Origin of the sequence: Solwaraspora sp. WMMD791, assembly GCF_029581195.1 — a bacterium.
Lineage (GTDB): Bacteria > Actinomycetota > Actinomycetes > Mycobacteriales > Micromonosporaceae > Micromonospora_E.
This window is the reverse complement of sequence record NZ_CP120737.1, coordinates 2,963,173-2,985,581: the sequence shown is the minus strand read 5'-3', so window position 1 is coordinate 2,985,581 and position 22,409 is coordinate 2,963,173. Positions and strand designations below refer to the sequence as shown.

The 22,409-nt window shown below is 71.5% G+C and carries 13 protein-coding genes; 6 read left to right on the top strand and 7 right to left on the bottom strand.

Going from position 1 to position 22,409, the window contains the following annotated elements:
• Window positions 1–5 precede the first annotated feature (5 nt).
• Both O7623_RS13095 and O7623_RS13090 read right to left on the bottom strand, forming a co-directional pair.
• Window positions 6–1,577 carry a class I adenylate-forming enzyme family protein gene (locus O7623_RS13095; RefSeq protein WP_282228895.1) on the bottom strand — a complete coding sequence of 524 codons (1,572 nt, stop codon included), beginning with the start codon at window positions 1,575–1,577 and terminating at the stop codon, window positions 6–8.
• Window positions 1,574–7,192, bottom strand: coding sequence for a non-ribosomal peptide synthetase/MFS transporter (locus O7623_RS13090; protein WP_282228894.1), 5,619 nt, complete (start codon window positions 7,190–7,192; stop codon window positions 1,574–1,576). Before O7623_RS13090 ends, O7623_RS13095 begins: the two co-directional genes overlap by 4 nt.
• 237 nt (window positions 7,193–7,429) lie before the next feature.
• Between O7623_RS13090 and O7623_RS13085 the strand changes: the two genes are divergently transcribed.
• Both O7623_RS13085 and O7623_RS13080 read left to right on the top strand, forming a co-directional pair.
• Window positions 7,430–8,818: a condensation domain-containing protein gene (locus tag O7623_RS13085; protein WP_282228893.1), complete on the top strand. Its 1,389-nt coding sequence runs from the start codon at window positions 7,430–7,432 to the stop codon at window positions 8,816–8,818.
• Between the two features lie 8 nt (window positions 8,819–8,826).
• A complete protein-coding gene (locus O7623_RS13080; protein WP_282228892.1) occupies window positions 8,827–10,206 on the top strand; it encodes a condensation domain-containing protein in 1,380 nt (459 codons plus the stop codon).
• A 38-nt stretch (window positions 10,207–10,244) separates the two neighbouring features.
• On the opposite strand, the gene O7623_RS13075 is transcribed toward O7623_RS13080, so the two are convergent.
• The 5 genes from O7623_RS13075 to O7623_RS13055 form a co-directional block, all read right to left on the bottom strand.
• The gene (locus O7623_RS13075) at window positions 10,245–11,240 is read right to left on the bottom strand and encodes a hypothetical protein (protein ID WP_282228891.1); all 996 of its coding nucleotides are present in this window, start codon (window positions 11,238–11,240) and stop codon (window positions 10,245–10,247) included.
• 445 nt (window positions 11,241–11,685) lie between these two features.
• Window positions 11,686–12,867 carry a multiple monosaccharide ABC transporter permease gene (gene mmsB, locus O7623_RS13070; RefSeq protein ID WP_282228890.1) on the bottom strand — a complete coding sequence of 394 codons (1,182 nt, stop codon included), beginning with the start codon at window positions 12,865–12,867 and terminating at the stop codon, window positions 11,686–11,688.
• Window positions 12,864–14,402: a multiple monosaccharide ABC transporter ATP-binding protein gene (mmsA, locus tag O7623_RS13065; RefSeq protein ID WP_282228889.1), complete on the bottom strand. Its 1,539-nt coding sequence runs from the start codon at window positions 14,400–14,402 to the stop codon at window positions 12,864–12,866. The genes mmsB and mmsA overlap by 4 nt, the downstream gene beginning before the upstream one ends.
• A gap of 7 nt (window positions 14,403–14,409) precedes the next feature.
• On the bottom strand, window positions 14,410–15,531 hold the full coding sequence (chvE, locus tag O7623_RS13060; protein WP_282229400.1) for a multiple monosaccharide ABC transporter substrate-binding protein: 1,122 nt from the start codon (window positions 15,529–15,531) through the stop codon (window positions 14,410–14,412).
• Between the two features lie 375 nt (window positions 15,532–15,906).
• Window positions 15,907–16,890, bottom strand: coding sequence for a LacI family DNA-binding transcriptional regulator (locus tag O7623_RS13055; protein ID WP_282229399.1), 984 nt, complete (start codon window positions 16,888–16,890; stop codon window positions 15,907–15,909).
• A 726-nt stretch (window positions 16,891–17,616) separates the two neighbouring features.
• Here O7623_RS13055 and O7623_RS13050 point away from each other — a divergent pair.
• From O7623_RS13050 to yjfF, 4 genes are all read left to right on the top strand, one after another.
• On the top strand, window positions 17,617–18,561 hold the full coding sequence (locus tag O7623_RS13050; RefSeq protein ID WP_282229398.1) for an ABC transporter substrate-binding protein: 945 nt from the start codon (window positions 17,617–17,619) through the stop codon (window positions 18,559–18,561).
• 101 nt (window positions 18,562–18,662) lie between these two features.
• Complete coding sequence (locus O7623_RS13045) at window positions 18,663–20,189, top strand: sugar ABC transporter ATP-binding protein (protein WP_282228888.1); 1,527 nt, start codon at window positions 18,663–18,665, stop codon at window positions 20,187–20,189.
• On the top strand, window positions 20,186–21,367 hold the full coding sequence (locus O7623_RS13040; RefSeq protein WP_282228887.1) for an ABC transporter permease: 1,182 nt from the start codon (window positions 20,186–20,188) through the stop codon (window positions 21,365–21,367). The genes O7623_RS13045 and O7623_RS13040 overlap by 4 nt, the downstream gene beginning before the upstream one ends.
• The gene (gene yjfF, locus O7623_RS13035; protein WP_282228886.1) at window positions 21,364–22,389 is read left to right on the top strand and encodes a galactofuranose ABC transporter, permease protein YjfF; all 1,026 of its coding nucleotides are present in this window, start codon (window positions 21,364–21,366) and stop codon (window positions 22,387–22,389) included. The genes O7623_RS13040 and yjfF overlap by 4 nt, the downstream gene beginning before the upstream one ends.
• Window positions 22,390–22,409 lie beyond the last annotated feature (20 nt).

Sequence of the window (22,409 nt, the reverse complement as noted above, 5' to 3'; positions counted from 1 at the left end):
GGTGGTCACGTCAGATCGAACAGATCGGTCAGTTGTCGTTTGAGGACCTTGCCGGCCTCGTTGCGGGGCAACGTGTCGGTCACCACCAGTCGGGCCGGCAGTTGGTGGTCGGCGAGCCGGCCGGCGAGGAACTGCCGTACCGCCGGTAGCCGCAGCGCGGCGGGATCGCTGCCGGGGCGGGCCACCAGCACGGCGGCGACCGCCGACCCGAGCACCGGGTGCGGTACGGCGACGACCGCCGCCTGCCCGACGGCGGGATGCTCGTGCAGCGCCGCCTCCACCTCCAGAGTGGAGATCTTGAACGCACCCGACTTGATCACGTCCTGGTGGCGGTCGGTCAGGTAGAGGTAGCCGTCGTCGTCGAGCCGGCCGAGGTCGCCCATCCGTACCCAGCCGGCCCGGAAGGTGGCCCGGTTGGCCTCGTCGTCGCGAAAGTAGGCGCGTGGATGGGCGCACCGCAGCCAGACCTCGCCGACGGTGCCGGGCGGCAGCGGGTGGCCCTGCTCGTCGACGATCCGTAGCGCGCCGTCGACCGGCCGGCCGACCGCGCCGTGCCGCGCCGGGTCGTAGATCATCACTGTCTGCGCGGGTGCCGCCTCGGTCGACGAGTAGTAGTTGACGATCGTCGCGGCCGGGAACGCCGCGGCGAGCCGGGCGGCCACCGCCGGGGCCAGCGCCGCCGCGGTCGAGCCGACCAGCGCAACTGCGGAGGTGTCGCAGTCGTCCAGTACGCCGGACTCCAGCAGTTCGATCGCCATCGACGGCACCAGGAACAGGGTGCCGGCGGTGGGGATCAGCCGGGCGAACCGCAGCGGGGTGAACCGGGGCAGGGTCAGCGCCGCCGCCTTCGCGGTCAGCGCGTTGAACAGCATCGTCTGCCCGGCGTTGGTGCCGATCGGGAACGCGTGCAGGAACCGCTGCGAGTGCGCCAGCGCCAGCCTGCGGGGGTGGGTCGGCGCCCCGGCGACCAGGTTCGCGTGGCTGGCGCCGACCCCTTTGGGCCGGCCGGTGGTGCCGGAGGTGTAGAGGATCTGCGCCAGGTCACCGGGGCGCGGCAGACCCACGCCGCCCTCGTCGGCGGCACCGGGCGGTTCCGTACCCCCGCCGGCACCGGGCGGTTCCGTACCGTCGGTGGTGAGCAGCTCGGCGACGGACCAGACGTCGACCCCGGCCGGCACCACCGGCGTGGCGGCGGATCCGGAGCGGGACCCGGGTCCGGATCCGCCGCCGGGGCGTGGCCCGTGGATCACCCAACGGGCGTCGCAGTGCCTTAGCGCGTACGCCAACTGGCCCGGCGCGAGCCGGTCGGACAGCGGCACCGCCACCGCCCCGGCGCGCAGCACGCCGCAGTACGCCACCGCGTACCCGGTCCAGTCGCGGGCGCCGAAGACCAGCCCGACCCGGTCGCCGGCACCGACCCCGGCGGCGCGCAGCGCCCGGGCGATCCGACCGGCGTCGCTTCGCCAGTCCGCGAAGGTCAGCTGGTCGACGCCGGGCACCTCGACCGCGACCCGGTCGGGGTGCACGGAGCATCGCCAGTCGAGCAGCTCCGGTACGGTCCGCACGGGCGTGGTCACCGGGCGCTCCGGGCCGCCAGCCGGGCCTGCCGGACCTCGATGCCGACCAGGTCGTCCGGTGGCGCGTCGGGGACCTCGTCGTCGAAGCGGGACAACACCCGGGTCCGTAGCGACACGACGGCGGTCAGCCCGATGCACAGTCCGAACACGACGTACAGCAGGGCGATGCCCCGGCCCGGACCGACGCCGATCACCGCGCCCACCGACGCCGCCAACGCGCCGTCGGGCATCAGCAGCGGCTCCAGTACGGCGGTCGCCAGCGGCGCGATCACCCCCCAGCCGAGCGGCATCGTCGACCAGGCGACCATCTGGTTGAGGGCGAACACCCGGCCGTGGAACCGGGCCGGCACCTTGATCTGGACGATGGTGTTGTAGATGCCGTTGACCAGGCCCAGCGCGCAGTACATGCCGAACGCTCCGGCGCCGATGACCAGCAGGCTCGGGCGTAGCCCGGTCACCACGCAGGCCACCGCGATGCCGAGGGTGCCGATCAGCACGGCCCGCATCCGGTACCGGCGCGGCCCGCCCCAGACCAGCATCACCAGGCCGCCGAGGGCCGCGCCGACGCCGCCGGTGAGCGCGATCCGCGCCACTTCGGCGAGGTCGGCGAAGCCGAGCACCAGCGGCGAGAGCAGGAACAGCACCGGGAACAGGAAGAGGTTCAGCGCGGCGAAGAAGGCGAGCATGCCGCGGAACTCGCGGCGGCGCAGCGAGTACCGCAACCCGCCGAGGATCTCCTGCCCGAGGCTCTCCCGCCGCTGCAGCGCCAACGTGCGGGGGAACCGGATGGCGATCAGCACCGCGATGGCGAACAGGTACGCGGTCACGTCGATGACCATGATGCCGGCCAGGCCGACCGCCTCGAGCGCGCCGACCGCGAGCAGCGGCACCATGAACTGGGTCAGCCCGAGCGCGGTCTGGGTCACCCCGTTGGCGTGGCCGAGGAACCGCTTGGGCACCAGTTGCGGTACCGCCGACACGAACGCCAGCCGCTGGAACGCCAGCACCACCGACAGCCAGCCGACCAGCAGGTAGAAGTGCCAGATCTCGACCCGGTCGGTGAGCAGCAGCCCGGCCATCACCGCCTTGGCCCCACCGGCGGCGACGCTCGCGGCCAGCAGCACCCGCCGGCGGCTCGTCCGGTCGATCACCGCACCGGCCAGCGGCGCGAGCAGCAGACCGGGCAGCAGGCTGACGATCGAGAAGAGCGCGAACCGGGCCAGCGAGCCGGTCTCCAGATAGATCCACAGTGGTACGGCGAAGTTGGTCAGCGCCGTACCGGTGGTGGTGACGATCTGGCCGGCCGCGACCAGGCCGAACCGGCGCAGGCTGGGCGGCGGCCCGGCCCGCCGGTCGGTGGTCGGCCCGGCGGCGGTACGCGAGACGACGGCGGCATCGCCGGTAGCGGGAGCGGTGGCGGCCGTACCGGTGGCGGCCGCCGGCCCCCGGTCGGAGACCGCCACCAGCCGCCACCCCGGATCCGGGGAGTCGTCGGCCGATGAGCTGTCCGCCGGCGCCGCGTCGGCCGCTGGCACCGCGTCGGCCGCCGGTGGTCCGTCGGCTGCGGCCTCGGAGAGGCGCTGGTGGCTACCGGTGACGATCGCCGCCAACTCCGTCGCCCGGTACTTGAGGAAGTAGTGCCCCGCCTCGTCGATCACCGCCAGCGCGGTGCGGTCGGTCAGAAAGTGCCACTCCTGGAACCGTTCCTGATGGAAGTCGGTGCTGCGGTCCTGCTCGCCGACGACCGAGATCACCGGGGCCCGTAGCGGGGCGACCCGGTCACGCAGCAGCGCGGTGAAGTACTCCTCGGAGACCTGCGCGTCGTGCCGCATCGCCCGGATCAGGAACGCCATCTCGTCCGGGTCGAGGGACCCGACCGCGGTGCCCTGCGCCTGCAACCAGGTCCGGTAGATCCGGTCACTGCGAATCCGGTCCACCAGGCGCATCCGTAGCAGCGGCCCGAGGAGGCCGCCGGTCGGGCGGCCGAACGGGAAGACCGCGCCGAGGTAGACCGCCGTCAGGTCCCGACCGGCCGCCTCCAGCCGGCGGGCCACCTCGGTGGTGACCGCGCCGCCCGGCCCACAGTGCCCGTACAGGATCACCGGCCCGTCGACCCGGTCGAGGATCTCGGTGACCACCCCGTCGGCGATCTCCTCGATCGGTGCCGGCTCGTCGGCCAGGCCGATGTCGTGACCGGGCATCGCGACCGACAGCAGCCGGTAGCCGGGCGGCAGGGCGTCGGCCAGCGGCTGGTAGACGACGGCGCTGCCACCGCCGTACGGGACGCAGACCAGGGTCGCGACCGGCTGGCCGGTGGTCACCGGGGCGGTCAGCTCGTGCAGCAGGCCGCCGGCCCGCTCGGCGCCGTCGGTGAGCAGCGCCGCGAGGTCACGTACGGTCCGGTGCCGGAACAGGTCCATCACGGTGACCGACGGCCGTTCGACGTCGTGGGAGACCTGCGGCAGTTGCCGGCGCAGCCGGGCGATCACCTGGGTGGCCAGCAGGGAGTGTCCGCCCAGGTCGAAGAAGTCGTCGGTGGCACCGACCCGGGGCACCTGCAGGACGGCCTGCCAGATCTCGGCGATCATCGTCTGCACCGGGCCGTGCGGCGCGACGTACGCGCCGGTGGGTGGGCCGTCGGACTCCTCCGGCAGCGCCGCCCGGTCGACCTTGCCGTGGTCCTGCAGCGGGAGCCGGTCCAGCCAGCAGAACCGGGCGGGGATCATGTGGTCCGGGAGCCGGTCGGCGAGCAGCCGACGCAGCTCGGCGGGCTCCGGCGCGGCCGGCAGCGCTGCCTGCGGGTCGGCTCCCGGCGCTGCCCGCGGGTCCGCCCGTTCCAGGTAGCCGACGAGCCGGTCGTCGCGCAACAGCGCGACGGCCTGCCGGACCCCGGGCAGTTCCCGCAGGGCCGTCTCGACCTCACCCAGCTCCACCCGGTAGCCGCGGATCTTGACCTGGTGGTCGGTGCGGCCGAGGAAGACCAGGTTGCCGTCGGCGCGCCATTTGCCGAGGTCGCCGGTGCGGTACAGCCGGTCGCCGGGGGCGCCGAACGGGTCGGCGACGAACCGTTGCGCGGTCAGTTCCGGCCGGTGCAGGTAGCCCTCGGCGAGCCGGTCGCCGCCGAGGTAGATCTCGCCGGGCACCCCGACCGGCACCGGCTGCATCCGGGCGTCGAGCACGGACACCCGGGCGTACGGCAGCGGCCGTCCGATGGGGACGCTGCCAGGCCCCCGCTCGTCGGCCTGCACCCGGTACGTGGTGACGCCGACCGTCGCCTCGGTGGGGCCGTAGTGGTTGAACACCGGCACCCCGTGCCCGGCCAGCTCGGCGGCCCAGGCCAGGTCGGCCGCCTCACCGCCGAGGATCAGGGCCCGCCGGGGCAGCAGCCGGGCGGTGCCCGCCTCGGCGGCCAACGCCCGCAGATGCGACGGGGTCATCTTCAGGTAGTCGATGGCCTCGGCCCGCAGCACCTCGGCGAGTTCGTCACCGGTGCACCGGCGGGGCACCAGGTGCACGCAGCCGCCGGTCGCCAGCGCCAGGTAGAAGACCGTCACGCTGAAGTCGAACGACAGCGACTGCAGCAGCGCGTACCGGGCGGCCGGCACCACGGCGAACCGTTCGGCGACGCCGTCGAGGTAGTTCAGCACCGGCCGGTGGGCGACCGCGACCCCCTTGGGCACCCCGGTGGAGCCGGAGGTGTAGATGACGTACGCCAGGTCGTCGCCGCCGGCACCGCCGTCCGGCGGGTGCGTCGGTCGACGCGCCAGCTCCGGGCCGATGCGGTCCAGGCAGGTCGCGGCCGCCACCGGCGGTGGTGCCGTGTCGCCACCCAGCGCGGCGCGTACGGCGGTGCTGGTCAGTACGGCGGCCGGCGCGGCGTCGGCGAGCATCAACGCCAGCCGGGCGGGCGGCTGCTCCGGATCCAGCGGCAGGTACGCGCCACCGGCGCGCAGCACCCCGAGCAGGGCGACGGCCAGCTGCACCGACTGCTCCAGGCAGACGCCGACCACCCGGCCGGGGCGTACCCCGTGTTCGCGCAGGTGGTGGGCCAGCTGGTTGGCCTGCCGGTCCAGGTCGGCGTAGCTGATCCGGTCGTCGCCGCAGACCACCGCCGTCGCCTGGCCGGCAGCCACCGCGTGCCGGGTGACCAGGTCGGCCAGGGTGGCCGCCCCGGCGGTCACCGGGCGGGGCCGGTCGGCCGGCGGCAGCGGCCCGGTCGCGTACCCGTCCAGCTCCCGCCGCTGCCCGGCGTCGAGCAGCGGCAGGTCCACCACCGGTCGTTCGGGTGCGGCCACGGCGGCCCGCAGCAGCGCCTGGTAGTGCCCGGCGAGCCGGGCCACTGTCGCGGCGTCGAACAGGTCGGTGTCGTAGACCAGCATGGCCCGCAGCAGCCCGTCGTCGGTCTCGCTGACGTACAGCGACAGGTCGAACCGGGCGGCGGCGGCGTCGCTGCCGAACGCCGCGGTCTCGATCCCCGCCGGCCACCGGCTCTGCGCCCGCCCGTAGTTCTGCAACGTGAACAGCACCTGGAACACCGGTGCCCGGCTGACGTCGCGGCTGACGTTCAACTCCTTGACCAGCCGTTCGAACGGCACCTGCTGGTGGCTGAGCGCCCCGAGCACCCGGCTGCGGGTGCGCCGCAGCACCTCGGCGAAGCTCGGCTCCTCGGCGTCGGCGCCGTGCTGCCCGCTGTCGGCACCGCGCCGCTGACCGGTGCCGCTGTCGCTCGCAGCGTCGGTGCGCGACAGATCGGCGCGGATCGCGACCGTGTTGACGAAGAGCCCGACCAGGTTCTCCACCTCCGGGACCACCCGGCCGGCGACCGGGGAGCCGACGGCGAAGTCCCGCTGCCCGCTGTAGCGGAACAGCACGGACTGCCAGCCGGCGAGCAGGATCATGTAGAGGGTGCTGCGGTGGGTGCGGCCGAGCCGGCGCAGCCCGGCGGTCAGTTCGGCGTCGACGGTGAACCGGTGCACGTCACCGGCGTACGACTGCACCGCCGGCCGGGGCCGGTCGCCCGGCAGGTCCAGCGCCGGCACCCCGGCCAGCGTCGTCGTCCAGTACGCCAGTTCCCGCTCGGCGGCCGGACCGTCGGCGCCGTCGCGCTGCCAGCGGGCGTAGTCGACGTAGTCGATGGCCGGCGGTGGCGGCACCGGCCGGCCGTCGGTGAGCGCTCCGTAGAGGGTGGCGACCTCGGCGAGCAGCAGGTTCAGCGACCAGCCGTCGCTGACGATGTGGTGCATCCCGACGTGCAGCACCTGGTCGGCCTCGCCGAGGCGGACCAGCAGCGCCCGCAGCAGCGGGGCGGACGCCAGGTCGAACGGCGACCGCACGGCGTCGTCGACCAGCCGCCGGGCGTGTGCCTCGTCGACGGCGTCGGTCACCGTGAACGGCACCGCGACCTCCGGCACCACCTCGACCTGCGGCTCGCCGTCGGGGCTCTCGGTGAACCGCATGCGCAGGCTGTCGTGGCGGGCGGCGACGGTGTCCAGCGCGGCGCGCAGCAGCCCGGCGTCGAGCGACCCGCGCACCCGTACGGTGCTGTGCACCACGTAGCCGGCGGTGCCCGGGGTCAGCTGCTCGGTGAACCAGATCCGCTCCTGGCCGAACGACAAAGTCGGACTTTGCCCTTTTCGGTGCTGAATCACGTGTGATTGAATCGGGATGTCCTGCGCTGGTAGGTCGAGATTCGTCACCCAGGCCGCTCTCAATCTCTCGGCGTGAACCATCAGCCTGACTCGCATCATCGAGACATGGGAATCAACTTTTGGTGCACGGTGGTGCAGACGAACGATCGATTCGCTGCACGTCGTGCCGTCGTACCGTCAGGAATGCGATTCGCGGATGCTGTCGTGCCCACCGAGTGGGCCATGGACGATCTGGTCCACGCCGAGTTCCACGCCGGCCGCACCGACAGCGGCCCGATGACCTGGGCCCAGCAGGTGATGTGGCGGGCCGCCACCTTGTCGAAGACCCAGCATCTGTTCCTCAACCTGCGCCGGGTGCTCGCGGTGCCCCGTCGGGCACCCGACGACCTGGCCAGCGTGGCGCGGGCGATCGGTGCCCTGGTCGGTCGGCACGCCGGGCTGCGGACCCGGGTCTGTCCGACGCCGGAGGGCGCCAACCGCCAGGAGGTCGCCGCCGCCGGGCAGGTGCCGATCCTGGTCGTGGCCGGTGACGGCGACGGCAGCGAGGTCGCCGCCGGATTGATGCGCCGCCTCGGTGACGTCGCGTTCGACCACGCTCGGGAGTGGCCGGTGCGGTTCGCCGTGGTGCAGGTCGACGATCGGGTACGCCAGCTGGTGCTGATCTTCAGTCACTCCACGGTGGATGCGTACGCGGTCGACGTGGTCCTGCGCGACCTGCGGTTGATCCTGCTCAGGGGCGACCTGCGTACCCCCGCTGGGCTGCAGTCGCTGGACGTGGCGCGCCGTCAGCACGGCCCCGACCAGCCCCGGTCGGACCGGGCGGTGGCGTACTGGGCCCGACAGTACGAGCGCCTCGCCGGCACCCCGTTCGAGCAGGTGGCACCCGAGCTCACCCCGCGGCTGCGCCGGGGCACCCTGGTCTCGTCGGCCGTCGCCACCGCCGCCCGGATGATCGCCGCACGGCACCGCACCAGCGTCTCCACGGTGCTGCTCGCCGCGTCCACGGCGCTCGCCGCCGGCGCGACCGGGCGGCAGATCTGCGGTCTGTTCAACATGGCGCACAACCGATTCCGACCCGAGTACGTCGACGCCGTGGCCAATCTTGGACAGATCGGCTTCTGCGTCCTGGACATCGCCGACCGACCGAGTTTCTTCGAGCTGCTACCACGGATCTACCGGGTCGCGCTAGACGGCTATTCGCACGCCTACTACGACACCGCTGCCATGCGAAAGAATTTCGAGACGATGGGGTACGACTACACCACGGCATTTCTTCCGCACTACTATTTCAACGACGTACGGCTGCCGGCCGGCAACGCGGTCGACGATGTCGCCGAGCGGTCCGGGTCCCAGTTGCGGGCCGCCGCCGAGCGCAGCACCTTCAGCTGGACCGACGGGCTCGACGTCGCCTCCTGGCACCGGCTGGTCCACGTCGTGGACGCCCCGGACGCCGTCGGGCTCACCCTGAGCGCGGACAGCCGGTTCCTGCCACCGGAGACGGTCGAGCCCTACCTTCGCGACCTGGAGCGACTGCTGATCGAGGCCGCCCACCGTGACGTCGGCTGGCCCTGGCAGCCCGGCGGGCGCGGCTGAGCCGACCGGTGCCCTCCATCCGGGTCGCCGCGTCGTCCGCCGCCGCCGTGGCACCGCTGACCTGGAGCCAGCGTGCGACCTGGCCGGACCGGGCGGCCTTCGACGCCGCCCCGGCGGTGCCCCACCTGCCCCGCACCCTGCGGGTGCCGGACCGGGCCGACGCCGACGTCGAGCGGCTGAGCCGGGCCGTCGGGCTGCTCGTCGAGCGTCACGCGGCGCTACGGACCGGCTTCCAGCCGGCCGGCGACGACCTGCGCCAGGTGGTCGCGGCCACCGGCACGCTGCCGGTACGCCTGCTCACCGTACCGCCGTCGCGGGCCGACCCCGACGGTGCGCGGGCCGCGACGGAGCTCGCCGCGGAACTGGCCGCCGACCCGGTGGACCACCGTGGCGAGTTCGCCCTGCGGGTCGGCCTGGTCCGCTGCGGTGACCGGGTACGTCAGGTGGCGCTCGCCTTCAGTCACGCCGTGGTCGACTTCCACGCCGCGGAGATCCTGCTGCGGGACCTGCGGCTGGCGGTGCTGCGCGGCGCCGTACCCGGACCGGCCGGCTGGCAACCGGCGGACGTCGCCGCCGACGAGGCGTGCCACGGCGGCCCCCGGTCGCAGCGGGCGGCGCGGCACTGGCTCGCGCAGTTCGAGCGCCTGCCCGCCGAGATGTTCCCGGCCGGGGCCGGCCCAGGGCCGCGCCAGCCGGTCAGCGGCGGACCGCATGATCCGGTCGGTGCCGGGCCCCGGCACCGGGTCGCCCGATTGGTCTCCGGCGCGGTGGACCTGGCCGCCCGGGTGGTCGCCGCCCGGTACGGGGTGAGCACCGCGACGGTGCTGCTGGCCGCGATCGCGTTGGCGGTCGCCGACCGGGCCGGCACCGACGGCTGTGGGCTGGCCACCATGTCCAGCAACCGGTTCCGGGTGCACCACCGCACCGCCGTCGCCAGCCTCAACCAGATCGGGCTGTGTCACCTCGACCTGACCGGCCGGCGCCGCCTCACCGACCTGCTCGGCCCGACCTGGCAGGCGGCACTGGCGGCGTACCGGCACGCCTACTACGACCCGGCGACGCTGGCGGCGGCGTTCGCCGCACGGGGGCACCACCTCGCCTCCGCGTTGGCACCACACTGCTACGTCAACGACCTGCGGCTGCCCCGGGAGAGCGGGCCGGCACCGGTCGCCGACCGGGCGGCACTGTGGGCCGCGACCGACCGCAGCGTGCTGACCTGGCTGCCGGCACCGGACCGGTTCGCCTGGCGGTGCCGGTGGCAGGTGATGGACGACCCGGGCGGGGTCGCGCTGGTGGTCACGGCGGACACCGCGTACCTGCCGCCCGGCGACGTCGAGGACCTGCTGGTCTCCGTCGAGGCGAGCCTGGTGCGGGCCGCCGGCGGCTGACGCCGCCAGCGGCACCCGCCTGCGGCACCGCCTACGGGTCAGGCCCAGGGCGCCGTCGGATACCAGGGGAGGATCTCGCGGCGGGCCAGCAGCCGGACGTCCCAGTAGAGGAACATGAACGCCCCGGCGGCGATCAGGGCCACCGCGGTGACCACCGTGATCCGTCGCGGGTCGGCGGCGAACCAACGCTGCAGGCGCCCGCCGAGCAGGAACGTCATCGCCAGCAGCAGGACCGCCATCACCACGATGTTGCCGAGCGACTGGAGCACGAACGCCCCGGCTCCGTACAGCGGGTTGCCGCTTTCGGCGGCGTCCCGGAACAACTGCCGGAACAGGGCGAACGGCCGGCCGATCAGGAACCCGCCGACCAGGGCACCCATCAGCACCATCGCAGCGTTCGGGAATCGGGCGGCGACGCCGGCCAGCGGGTCGGGCACGATGCCCAGAGCCGCCAGTCCGAGGTAGACCATGACCAGGCCGATGATGCCGTAGACCACCATGGACTGGATCGACCGGGGCGACAGCGTGCCGGGGGTGTTCGCGGCGGTGGAGAACTGCGGCATGCTGGTGCCGACCAGCCCGACGACAGCGCCGTACGCGGCGGACACCCCGACCATGCCGACGGCGAGCCAGCCGAGTGGGCGCAGCGTCTGCCGTAGTGCGTCCCATCGGCTGCCACCCTTGCCCAACAGCGGTGCCATGGTGCCGAAGACCGCGACGTTGCAGGCGGTGAAGGTACCGGCCAGGCCGGACACGAAGGCGAAGATGATGCCGGCCGCGACGCCGGCGATCGCGGTCTCCTTGGCGTCGTGGCCGAGAAGGGTGTTTGCCACGTTGTCGCCGATGGTCCGATCGACGAACTCCGCCGACCAGACGACCGTCAGCAGGAAGCCACCGAGGACGGCGAGCGCCGCGATCAGGCCCCGGCGGCGGGGAAAGTGGCCGTTGACGAACAGTGACGTCGCGCGGGTGGAAGGCGCGGAAGACGCCCCGGTGGTTGTGGTGGTGGAGGTCGGCGGGTGCGGTGTCGACATGGCGCTCCCTGAGAGTTGCTGATGTCCGCTACTTGAGGTAGTCGGCTATGCACTCATGATGACCGCGTCGACGGGAACTGCCTTCTTCCACAATGCGCAGTTGTGCGGCGCACTCTGGCCGTTGCGCCCGCGAAAGTGTCCTGCCCCGCCCCCGTCGTGTGGGGGCGGGGCAGGTCGCGGTAGGCGTGGTTGCCTACGGAACGCGAGGTGACCTCCGCAGGTGGCCGGATCGGGCCACCGTCACCGGGTTGGCCGGCGCTGGCAGAGCCACTGAGCCCCAGCAGGGTAGCGACGGTGATCTCCGCGGGTGCGGCGGCGCTGGGCGATGGTGAGCTGCGCCGCACCGCCGACCGTTTCCAGCGCTTTCCGGCCGGTTCGGCGCGCCGGGCAGCGGGGCGGCGGGACGCCGGGCAGCCGGGGCGGGCGACGGGGGTCGCCGGGCGGGTCAGCGGGCGCTGGCTCCGGCCCGGCGCTTGGTCCACACGTCGAAGGCGACCGCGGCGAGCAGCACCGCGCCCTTGACCAGCATGACGTTCTCGCTGGGTGCGCCGATCAGCGACATGCCGTTGTTGATCACGCCCATGATCAGGCCACCGGTGACCGCGCCGACGACCTTGCCGACACCGCCCTGGACGGCCGCGCCGCCGATGAAGGCGGCGGCGATCGCGTCCAGTTCGAAGGTGTTACCGGCGGTCGGCCCGGCCAGGTTGAGCCGGCCGGCGAAGATGATCCCGGCGACCGAGGCGAGCACACCCATGTTGACGAAGATCCAGAAGACCACCGAGCGGGCCTTCACCCCGGACAGCACCGCGGCCTGCAGGTTGCCGCCGATGGCGTAGATCTGCCGCCCGAAGACGGCCCGCTTGGTCAGCAGCGAGTAGCCGAGCACCAGCACCGCCAGCAGCACCAGCACCCACGGCAGGTTCTTGAACCGGGCCAACTGCACGACGACGAACAGCACCACCGCCGACGCACCGAGAATCTTCAGCAGGAACAGCGGCAGCGGCTCGACCGCCTGGTCGTAGCCGAGCCGGGCGACCCGGGCCCGCCACTGGCTGACCGCGATCCCGCCGACGGCGAACAGACCGATCAACAGACTCGTCAGGTCCGCGCCGCCAAGTGGACCGAGCCCGATGTTGCCCAGATAGCCCTCGGTGAAGCCGTTGGCGAGGGTACGGACCGGGTCCGGGAACGGCCCGATGCCCTGGTTGCCGAGCACCGTCAGGGTCAGCGCCCGGAACAGCAGCATGCCGGCGAGGGTGACGATGAAGGCGGGGATACCGAAGTACGCGATCCAGAAGCCCTGCCACGCGCCGATCGCGGCTCCGGCGATGACGGTGATCAGCAGCGCCAGCGGCCAGGGCACGTCGTGCTCGACCATCAGGACGGCGGCGATCGCCCCGGTCACCCCGACCACCGAGCCGACCGACAGGTCGATGTGCCCGGCGATGATGATCAGGATCATCCCGATCGCCAGGATCAGTACGTACGAGTTCTGCACGATGATGTTCGAGATGTTCTGCGGCTGCAGCAGCGCGCCGTCGGTCAACACCGCGAACAGTGCGACGATCAGCCCGAACGCGATGTAGATGCCGCTCTCGCGGATGTTGATTCGGGCGGCGTTCACCGACCGGCCTCCTGTCCCTGCACCATGTACTGCATGAGTCGTTCCTGGGTGGCCTCGGCCCGCTCGACCTCACCGGTGATCCGGCCGGCCGACAGCGTGTAGATCCGATCGCAGAGCCCGATCAGCTCCGGCAGCTCCGAGGAGATGACCAGGACCGCCGTACCGTTGTCGGCGATCTGGTTGATGATCGAGTAGATCTCGTACTTGGCGCCGATGTCGATGCCCCGGGTCGGCTCGTCGAGGATCAGCACGTCCGGCTCGGTGAAGATCCACTTCGAGAGGACGACCTTCTGCTGGTTGCCGCCGCTGAGCTTGCCGACGATGCTGGCCACACTCGGCGCCTTGATGTTCATGCTGGCGCGGAACTCCTGGGCCACCCGGTGCTCCGCGCCCTCGTCGACCCAGCCGCGTCGGGCGAGCCGGCTCAGTCCGGCCGCCGACACGTTGCGCTGGATGTCCTCGATCAGGTTCAGGCCGTACCGCTTGCGGTCCTCGGTGGCGTACGCCAGCCCATGGTCGATCGCCTCGCGGACCGAGCGCAGCTCGACCGGCCGGCCGTCCTTGAGCAGCCGGCCGCTGATGTCGCGGCCGTACGCCCGCCCGAAGACGCTCATCGCCAGCTCGGTCCGCCCGGCACCCATCAGCCCGGCAAGGCCGACGATCTCACCCCGGTGCAGGGTCAGGTTCGCGCCGTCGATCACCACCCGGTCGCGGTCCGGGGAGTGCACCGTCCAGTCCTCGATCCGCAGCGCCTCGGCGCCGATCGTCGGGGTCCGGGGCGGGAACCGGTGCTCCATCGACCGGCCGACCATGCCGGAGATCAGCCGGTCCTCGGTGACCTCGTCGTGGCTGACGTCGAGGGTCTCGATCAGTTCACCGTCACGCAGGATGCTGATCGTGTCGGCGACGGCGAGGATCTCGTCGAGCTTGTGCGAGATGATCACGCAGGTGATCCCGGTGTCCCGCAGCCCGCGCAGCAGGTCCAACAGGTGCGCGGAGTCCTCGTCGTTGAGCGCCGCCGTCGGCTCGTCCAGGATCAGCAGCTTGACCTGCTTGGACAGTGCCTTGGCGATCTCCACGAGCTGCTGCTTGCCGACGCCGATCTCGGACACGATCGTGGTCGGGTTCTCGGCCAGGCCCACCGTGGCCAGCAGCCGGGCCGCCTGATGGTTGGTGTGGTTCCAGTCGATCAGCCCACGGCGGGTCTGCTCGTTGCCGAGGAAGATGTTCTCGGCGATGGACAGCTGCGGGCACAGCGCCAGCTCCTGATGGATGATGACGATGCCCCGGTGTTCGCTGTCGCGGATGCCGGCGAAGTGGCACGGCCGGCCGTCGAAGGTGACCTCCCCGGCGTACGACCCGTGCGGGTAGACGCCGGAGAGCACCTTCATCAGGGTCGACTTGCCGGCGCCGTTCTCGCCGCAGATGGCATGGATCTCGCCCCGGCGTACGCTCAGGTTCACGTCGTGCAGAGCGCGTACGCCGGGGAAGGTCTTGGTGATTCCCCGCATCTGCAGGATGGCGTCGGCGGTCATCGTCGGATCAGCCCAGCTGATCCGCGGAGTAGTAGCCGCTCTCGATCAGCACCTCGTAGTTGCCCTTGTCGACGATCACCGGTTCGAGCAGGTAGGACGGGACGACCTTCTCCCCGTTGTCGTAGTCGGTGGTGTTGTTGACCTCCGGCTCACCGCCGCTGAGGATGGCGTGCGCCATCTCGACGGTCTTCTTCGCCAGCTCCCGGGTGTCCTTGAAGATCGTCGAGTACTGCTCGTCAGCCAGGATCGACTTGACCGAGCCCAGCTCGGCGTCCTGCCCGGTCACCACCGGGTAGGGCTGGCCGGCGGTGCCGTACCCGTTGCTCTTGAGCGCGGACAGGATGCCGATGGAGAGGCCGTCGTACGGCGAGAGCACCCCGTCGACGGTGACGCCGCCCTGGTAGGTCCGGGTGAGTAGGTCCTCCATCCGGCGCTGCGCGGTGGCCGGATCCCAGCGCAGGATGGCGACCTTGTCGAAGTCGGTCTGGCCGCTGCGGACCACCAGCTTGCCGGAGTCGATGTGCGGCTGCAGCACCGACATGGCGCCGTCGAAGAAGAAGGTGGCGTTGTTGTCGTCGGGGGAGCCGGCGAACAGTTCGATGTTGAACGGCCCGGCGGCATCGCCGGCGGATCCGTCCGCGTTGAGCATGCCGAGTCCGACCAGCAGCGACGTGGCCTGCTGGACGCCGACCTTGAAGTTGTCGAAGGTGGCGTAGTAGTCCACGTTGGGGCTGTTGCGGATCAGTCGGTCGTAGGCGATGACCGGGATGCCCTGCTCGGCGGCCTGCTGCAGCTGGGTGGTGAGCGCGGTGCCGTCGATCGAGGCGACGATCAGCAGCCGGGCGCCCCGGGTGATCTGGTTCTCGATCTGGTTGGCCTGGGTGGGGATGTCGTTCTCGGCGTACTGCAGATCGACCTGGTAGCCGAGCTCCTCCAGGGCGGCCTTGACGTTGTCGCCGTCGCTGATCCAGCGCTCGGAGACCCGGGTCGGCATGGTGACACCGACCAGGGCTCCGGTGTTGTCGCCGTCGTTGCCCTGCTGGCCGACGGTCTTCTCACTGGATCCGCAGGCGGTCAGCGCGGCGGCCAGGACGGCTGCCGCGCCGACCGCGACCGCGCGTCGACTCATGGTGATGGTGCGTGGGTACACGAACGTCTCCCCTCGGGTGGGATGCCCGCGGCGGTCGCCACGGGTGGGAGTGCCGGGTGCGGTACCGGCGATCGGGCCGGACGGCATGACCGCAGGTACGCCGACCGAGGTCGGGGACAGGGCGGCGGCGCGGCTGACGCAGCCGTCCACATTAGGGATATGTTGCCTGCTCGTTGGCCGTGTGAGTCAGCAGTGTTATCGCTAACAAGATCGCTGTCAAGAGTCTGTGCAAGGTTGATGAAATCGGTGCGAAACATCTTCGACCGGTGCCGGTCGGCGGTCGATCCGCACCGGTGAGCGGTCGGCCCGAGTCGGTCGGCGGGTCAGCGGCCGGTGAGTCGGCGGGTCAGCGGGTCAGCGGGGCGGAGCCACGCTGTCGCGGCTGACCAGGGTCGGCTCGATGGTGAGTCGCTCGTCGCTGCGGGCGCCGGACTCGATCTGCCGCAGCAGCAACGCCAGGCTGGCCTTGGCCACCGCGTCGAAGTCCGGCCGTACGGTGGTCAACGGGGGAGTGAAGTAGGCGGCCTCGGGCACGTCGTCGAAGCCGACGATGCTGACCTCGTCGGGGACCCGGCGGCCCCGCTCGCTCAGGGCGCGCAGGATGCCGAGCGCGAGGTGGTCGTTGGCGGCGAAGACCGCGGTGGCGTCGCGCATCCGGGCCAGCATCTGCCCGGCCCGGTAGCCGGACGCGGCACTCCAGTCGGCGGGCACCAGTGGTGGCACCTCCGCGCCCGCCTCCCGCAGGGTTTCCTCCCAGCCGGCGATCCGTCCGGCGCTGTCGAACCAGTCCGCCGGGCCGGAGACGTGCCAGACGGTGGAGTGACCGGCCTCCAGCAGGCAGCGGGTGGCGGCCCGGGCACCGGCGGCCTGGTCGACGGTGACCAGCGCGGTGTTGCGCTGCGGGTCGCCGTCGATGGTGACCAGCGGTACGCCGTCGGGCACCTGCTCGACGGCCTCGCCGGCGCTCACCACGGGGGCGATCACCACCAGCCCGGCGACCCGCTGGTCCAGGTGGCGGTCCACCACGCCGGCGATGGACTGCCGGTCCAGGCTGCGGACGCTGCCGACGTTCACCGCGAACCCGGCCGCGCCGGCGGCCTGCTCGAAGGCGGCCAGCAGTGACGCCGGACCGTAGAGAGTGGAGTTCTGGGCCACCACGCCGATCACCTGGGACCGCCCGGTCACCAGCGCCCGTGCGGCGCGGTTCGGCCGGTAGCCGAGCTCGGCGATGGCGGCCCGTACCCGCAGCCGGGTCTGTTCCCGTACGTTCGGATGGCCGTTGAGCACCCGGGACACCGTCTGGTGGCTGACCCCCGCCAGTCGGGCCACATCCGTCATCGCCGGTTCCCGGACGCCTCTGCTGCTCACCGTTGCCCACCCTCGAAGTCCTGCCGGGTCGAGCCGGCGCTGTGCCGATGATCTGACGGGTCCGACGTCGGTGCCGGCCCGTGTGCGTGGCGGGCCGGCGTCGGTGCCGGTCCGCGCGGCGGTCGGGCGTGCCGGGCCGGGTACGCCGGACCGGCACGGTCACCACCGGCGGCGGCTCCGTCACCAGCGAGGTTAGCGGTCACCTACGGTGGCGCGCCATCACGCCCGGCGGCGTGTAGGTGACTGCCGCGACCGACCGTACGCCGGGCAGGCGGCACACGGTGGGCGACGGAGCGGATACTCTGGTGGACGACAGCTGTCTATGTTATCGCTCATCTGCGGGATCGGCGCTCGCCGGGGGATTCACGGGCGTTCCCTCGCAACGGACCGGTAACGGCCCCGATTCACCCCCTTGACGCGCTCGATGAGAACGGTAACACTCCTGAAACGCGGCGGTTGGCCCCCAGCTGCCGCACGGCTCCGCTCCAGTCTGGCCACCTGGAGGGGGCTCAAATGGGTCGAAGGCCACGACGTACCACGAGGGCTTCGACTCGCGACAACGTTAACGCTAACAATCGGTCCACCGGCCCCGTGGGCCGTTTCGACCGCCGGCCGTCCGTCCCCCTGGCGGACGGCATCAGCCTCAGCGGGAGGTAGGCAGTGCTCAGACGTTTTTCCGCCGTCGCGATCGCGGCGATGATGGTGGCGACCGCCGCCGCGTGCGGTGACTCCGGCGGCGACGGTGCCGCAGGTGGCGGGGACGACGCGATCGTCCTCGGCTTCTCCCAGGTCGGCGCCGAGAGCGGCTGGCGTACGGCGAACACCAAGTCGGTCCAGGACTCCGCCAAGGAGGCCGGGATCACCCTGCAGTTCGCTGACGCGCAGCAGAAGCAGGAAAACCAGATCAAGGCGATCCGCAACTTCATCGCCCAGCAGGTCGACGTGATCGCGTTCTCTCCGGTCGTCGAGTCCGGCTGGGACACGGTGCTCAAGGAGGCCAAGGACGCCGACATCCCGGTGATCCTGACCGACCGGGCCGTCGACTCCGCCGACGAGACGCTCTACGAGACCTTCATCGGCTCGGACTTCGTCAAGGAGGGCCGCCTCTCCGGTGAGTGGCTGGTCCAGGAGTTCGCCGACAACCCGGGCCCGGTCAAGATCGTCGAGCTGGAGGGCACCACCGGCTCGGCGCCGGCCAACGACCGCAAGCAGGGCTTCGGTGAGGCGATCGCCGCCGACCCGAAGTTCGAGATCATCGCGTCGCAGACCGGCGAGTTCACCCGCGCCAAGGGCAAGGAGGTCATGGAGGCCTTCCTGCAGGCGCACAAGGACATCGACGTGCTCTTCGCGCACAACGACGACATGGGCCTGGGCGCCATCGAGGCGATCGAGGCGGCGGGTCTGGTGCCGGGTCAGGACATCACGATCATCACGATCGACGCGGTCCGCGACGGCATGCAGGCCCTGGCCGACGGCAAGATCAACTTCATCGCGGAGTGCAGCCCGCTGCTCGGGCCACAGCTGATGGAGCTGGTCAAGCAGGTGCACGCCGGCGAGACCGTTCCGAAGCGGGTGGTCACCGAGGAGACCACCTTCACCCAGGAGCAGGCGAAGGAAGCCCTGCCCACCCGGGAGTACTGAGCCACGACCGGCGGCCCTGACCGGAACACCCGGGCAGGGCCGCCGGTGGCGGTCTCCCCGACGCCCGAGCCCGGCGGCAGCGACAGCAGTGAGAGGTACGGATGACCGACGTGGTGCCGATCCTGGAGATGACGGGAATCGGCAAGACCTTCCCCGGCGTCGTCGCACTCGACGACGTCGACTTCCGGATGTTCCCCGGCGAGGTGCACGCCCTGATGGGCGAGAACGGTGCCGGCAAGTCGACCTTGATCAAGGTGCTCACCGGGGTCTACGGGATCGACCGGGGTGAGATCAGGCTCGCCGGCGGCCAGGTGCGGTTCACCGGGCCGCTGCAGGCCCAGCAGGCCGGGGTCAGCACCGTTTACCAGGAAGTGAACCTCTGCCCCAACCTCTCGGTGGCCGAGAACATCTTCATCGGCCGGGAACCCCGTCGCTTCGGCGCGATCCGGTGGGCGACGATGCGCCGGCACTCGACCGAACTGCTGCGCCGGCTGCACCTCGACATCGACGTCAGCGCACCGTTGGCCAGCTACTCGCTCGCCGTACAGCAGATGGTCGCCATCGCCCGCGCGGTCGACATCTCCGCCAAGGTGCTCATCCTCGACGAGCCGACCTCCAGTCTGGACGCCTCCGAGGTCGCCGAGCTGTTCGCGGTGATCCGCCAGCTCAAGGACGAGGGGGTGGCGATCCTGTTCGTGTCGCACTTCCTCGACCAGGTCTACGAGATCGCCGACCGGATGACGGTGCTGCGCAACGGCCGCCTGATCGGGGAGTGGCCGGTCGCCGAGCTGAGCCAGCTGGAACTGGTCGGCAAGATGATCGGCAAGGAGCTCAGCGTCCTGGAGCAGCTCGACGGTCAGTCCAAGCCCGACCTGTCGGTCATCGAGGGCGGCGAACCCGTACTCGACGCCGCCGGGCTCGGCCGCACCGGGGCGATCGCCCCGTTCGACCTCACCATCCACGCCGGAGAGGTGGTCGGCTTCGCCGGCCTGCTCGGATCCGGCCGGACCGAAGCGGCCCGGCTGCTGTTCGGTGCCGACCGCGCCGACCGGGGCCGGATCGCCATCGACGGCCGGCCGACGACGATGCGGGGCCCCCGGGCCGGGATGGCCAACGGGATCGCCTTCTGCTCGGAGAACCGGCGCGCCGAGGGCGTCATCGAGGAGCTGTCGGTCCGGGAGAACCTGATCCTCGCCCTCCAGGCGGCCCGCGGCTGGGCGCGGCCGATTCCCCGCCGCCGCCAGGACGAGCTGGTGGCCAAGTACATCGCCGCGCTGCAGATCCGGCCGGCCGACCCGGACCTGCCGATCCGCAACCTGTCCGGCGGCAACCAGCAGAAGGTCCTGCTGGCCCGGTGGCTGATCACCGAGCCCCGGTTGCTGATCGTCGACGAGCCGACCCGGGGCATCGACGTCGGCGCCAAGGCGGAGATCCAACGCCTGGTGGTCGAGTTGGCCAGCGGCGGCATGGCGGTGCTGTTCATCAGCGCCGAGCTGGAGGAGGTCCTCCGGCTCAGCCACAAGATCGCCGTCCTGCGGGACCGGCAGATGATCGACCAGTTGGCCAACGGCGAGGGAGTCGACGCCGACCGGATCATGCGCACCATCGCCGGGGAGGTGGCGGCATGAGCGAGGCACGCCGACGACTGATCGGACTCGGCCGGCAGCGACTGTTCTGGCCGGTGCTGATTCTGGTGGTGCTGCTGGTCAGCAACCTGTTCTTCACCCCGAGCTTCTTCTCGATCACGATGCGCGATGGGCATCTGTACGGCTCGTTGATCGACATCCTGCGGGCCAGCACCCCGCTGATCCTGGTCGCGGTCGGGATGACCGTGGTCATCGCCACCGGCGGCATCGACCTGTCGGTCGGCTCCGTCATGGCCATCTCCGGCGCGATCGCCTGCCTGCACATCAGCGGCCTGACCGACCAGAACAGCGTCTCCGGGGTGCTGCTCGCGGTCGCCATGGCGCTGGGCCTGTCGCTGCTGCTCGGCCTCTGGAACGGCACCCTCGTGTCGCTGATCGGCATCCAACCCATCATCGCCACGCTGATCCTGATGGTCGCCGGTCGAGGGCTGGCGCAGCTGATCACCGACGGGCAGATCATCAACGTCAACTCCGCGCCGTACAAGGTGATCGGCGCCGGCTACGCGCTGACCCTGCCGGTGTCGGTCCTGATAGTGACCGCCGTGGTCACCGCCGCCGCGCTGCTGATCCGCCGCAGCGCGCTCGGCATGCTGGTGGAATCGGTCGGCGGCAATCCGACCGCCAGCCGGCTGGCCGGCATACGGTCCCGGCAGCTGATCGTCCTGGCGTACGTCTTCGCCGGGCTCTGCGCCGGCATCGCCGGGCTGATCTTCAGCTCCAACGTCTCCAGCGCCGACGGCAACAACGCCGGCAACCTGATCGAACTCGACGCGATCCTCGCGGTCGTGATCGGCGGCACCGCCCTGACCGGCGGCCGGTTCTCCCTGGCCGGCAGCGTCCTCGGCGCGGTGATCATCAAGTCCCTCGACATCACCATCTACACCATCGGCATTCCCAGCGAAGCGAACCTGCTGTTCAAGGCGGTCGTGGTGATCGTGCTCTGCCTGGCGCAGTCGCCGGCGTTCCGGGCCCGGGTCACCGGCCTCGGTCGCCGTGGCGGCCAGACCAGGCCGGGCGGTCCCGGCGGTCCCGGCGGTCCGGGTGGCCCAGGTGGCCCACCCGCCCCCCGGTCCGGCGGCACCGGTGACGACGCACCACGAGCGGCCACACCGACGGCAACGACCCCGGCCGGACAGGCAGCGGCGGAGGTACAGGCATGATCGACATCAGCGACCCCCAGCAGCGCGCCGCCGCCGCTGCGACGGTGAGCGCCCCCCGGCACCGCTGGTACCTGCCGCAGTCGCGGCACCTGCCGGTGGTGGCCACGCTCACCCTGCTGGCCACCATGTACGGGCTCGGCGCGCTCAACTACCCCCGGTTCTCCCGGCCACAGGTCGCGCTGAACATCTTCGTCGACAACGCCTTCCTGCTGGTCGTGGCGGTCGGCATGACCTTCGTCATCCTCACCGGCGGGATCGACCTGTCCGTCGGCGCGGTGGTCGCGTTGACCACGGTCTGCGCCGCCGTACTGCTGCGCGAGGGCTGGCCGGCCGGAGTGGTGCTCCCGGTGGTGCTGCTGATCGGCACCACGATCGGGCTGCTGATGGGCCTGGTCATCCACTTCTTCGACATCCAACCATTCATCGCCACCCTCGCCGGCATGTTCTTCGCCCGCGGCCTGTGCCACCTGATCACCCGGGACTCGATCACGATCACCGACGGGTTCTGGACCACGATGGCGCAGCACCGGATCCGGTTCGGCGACGGTCTGTTCATCTCGATCAGCGTGGTCATCGCGCTCATCGTCGTCCTGATCGCGGCGTACGTGCTGTCCTACACCCCGTTCGGCCGCAACGTGTACGCGGTCGGCGGCAACCCCCAGTCGGCGTTGCTGATGGGACTGCCGGTCGCCCGGACCCGGATCGCCGTCTACACCATCAGCGGCTTCTGCGCCGCGCTCGGCGGGGTGCTGCTCAGCTTCTACATGCTCTCCGGCTACAGCCTGCACGCCCAGGGCATGGAACTCGACGCCATCGCCGCCGTGGTGATCGGCGGCACGCTGCTCACCGGCGGATCCGGCTACCTGCTCGGCACCGTACTCGGCGTCGGTGTGCTCGGTCTCATCCAGACGATCATCGCCTTCCAGGGCGACCTGAGTTCCTGGTGGACGAAAATCGTCATCGGCGCTCTGCTGTTCGCCTTCATCATCCTGCAACGCCTGGTGACCCGGCGGCGCAGATGACTCGCCACAGCGGTCAGATC

Coding starts and splice junctions, on each gene's coding strand:
- O7623_RS13050 (WP_282229398.1), top strand. CDS start 17,617: ATGATGGTGGCGACCGCCGCCGCGTGCGGTGACTCCGGCGGCGACGGT.
- O7623_RS13045 (WP_282228888.1), top strand. CDS start 18,663: ATGACCGACGTGGTGCCGATCCTGGAGATGACGGGAATCGGCAAGACC.
- O7623_RS13055 (WP_282229399.1), bottom strand. CDS start 16,890: ATGACGGATGTGGCCCGACTGGCGGGGGTCAGCCACCAGACGGTGTCC.
- O7623_RS13040 (WP_282228887.1), top strand. CDS start 20,186: ATGAGCGAGGCACGCCGACGACTGATCGGACTCGGCCGGCAGCGACTG.
- O7623_RS13075 (WP_282228891.1), bottom strand. CDS start 11,240: ATGTCGACACCGCACCCGCCGACCTCCACCACCACAACCACCGGGGCG.
- chvE (WP_282229400.1), bottom strand. CDS start 15,531: ATGAGTCGACGCGCGGTCGCGGTCGGCGCGGCAGCCGTCCTGGCCGCC.
- yjfF (WP_282228886.1), top strand. CDS start 21,364: ATGATCGACATCAGCGACCCCCAGCAGCGCGCCGCCGCCGCTGCGACG.
- mmsA (WP_282228889.1), bottom strand. CDS start 14,402: ATGACCGCCGACGCCATCCTGCAGATGCGGGGAATCACCAAGACCTTC.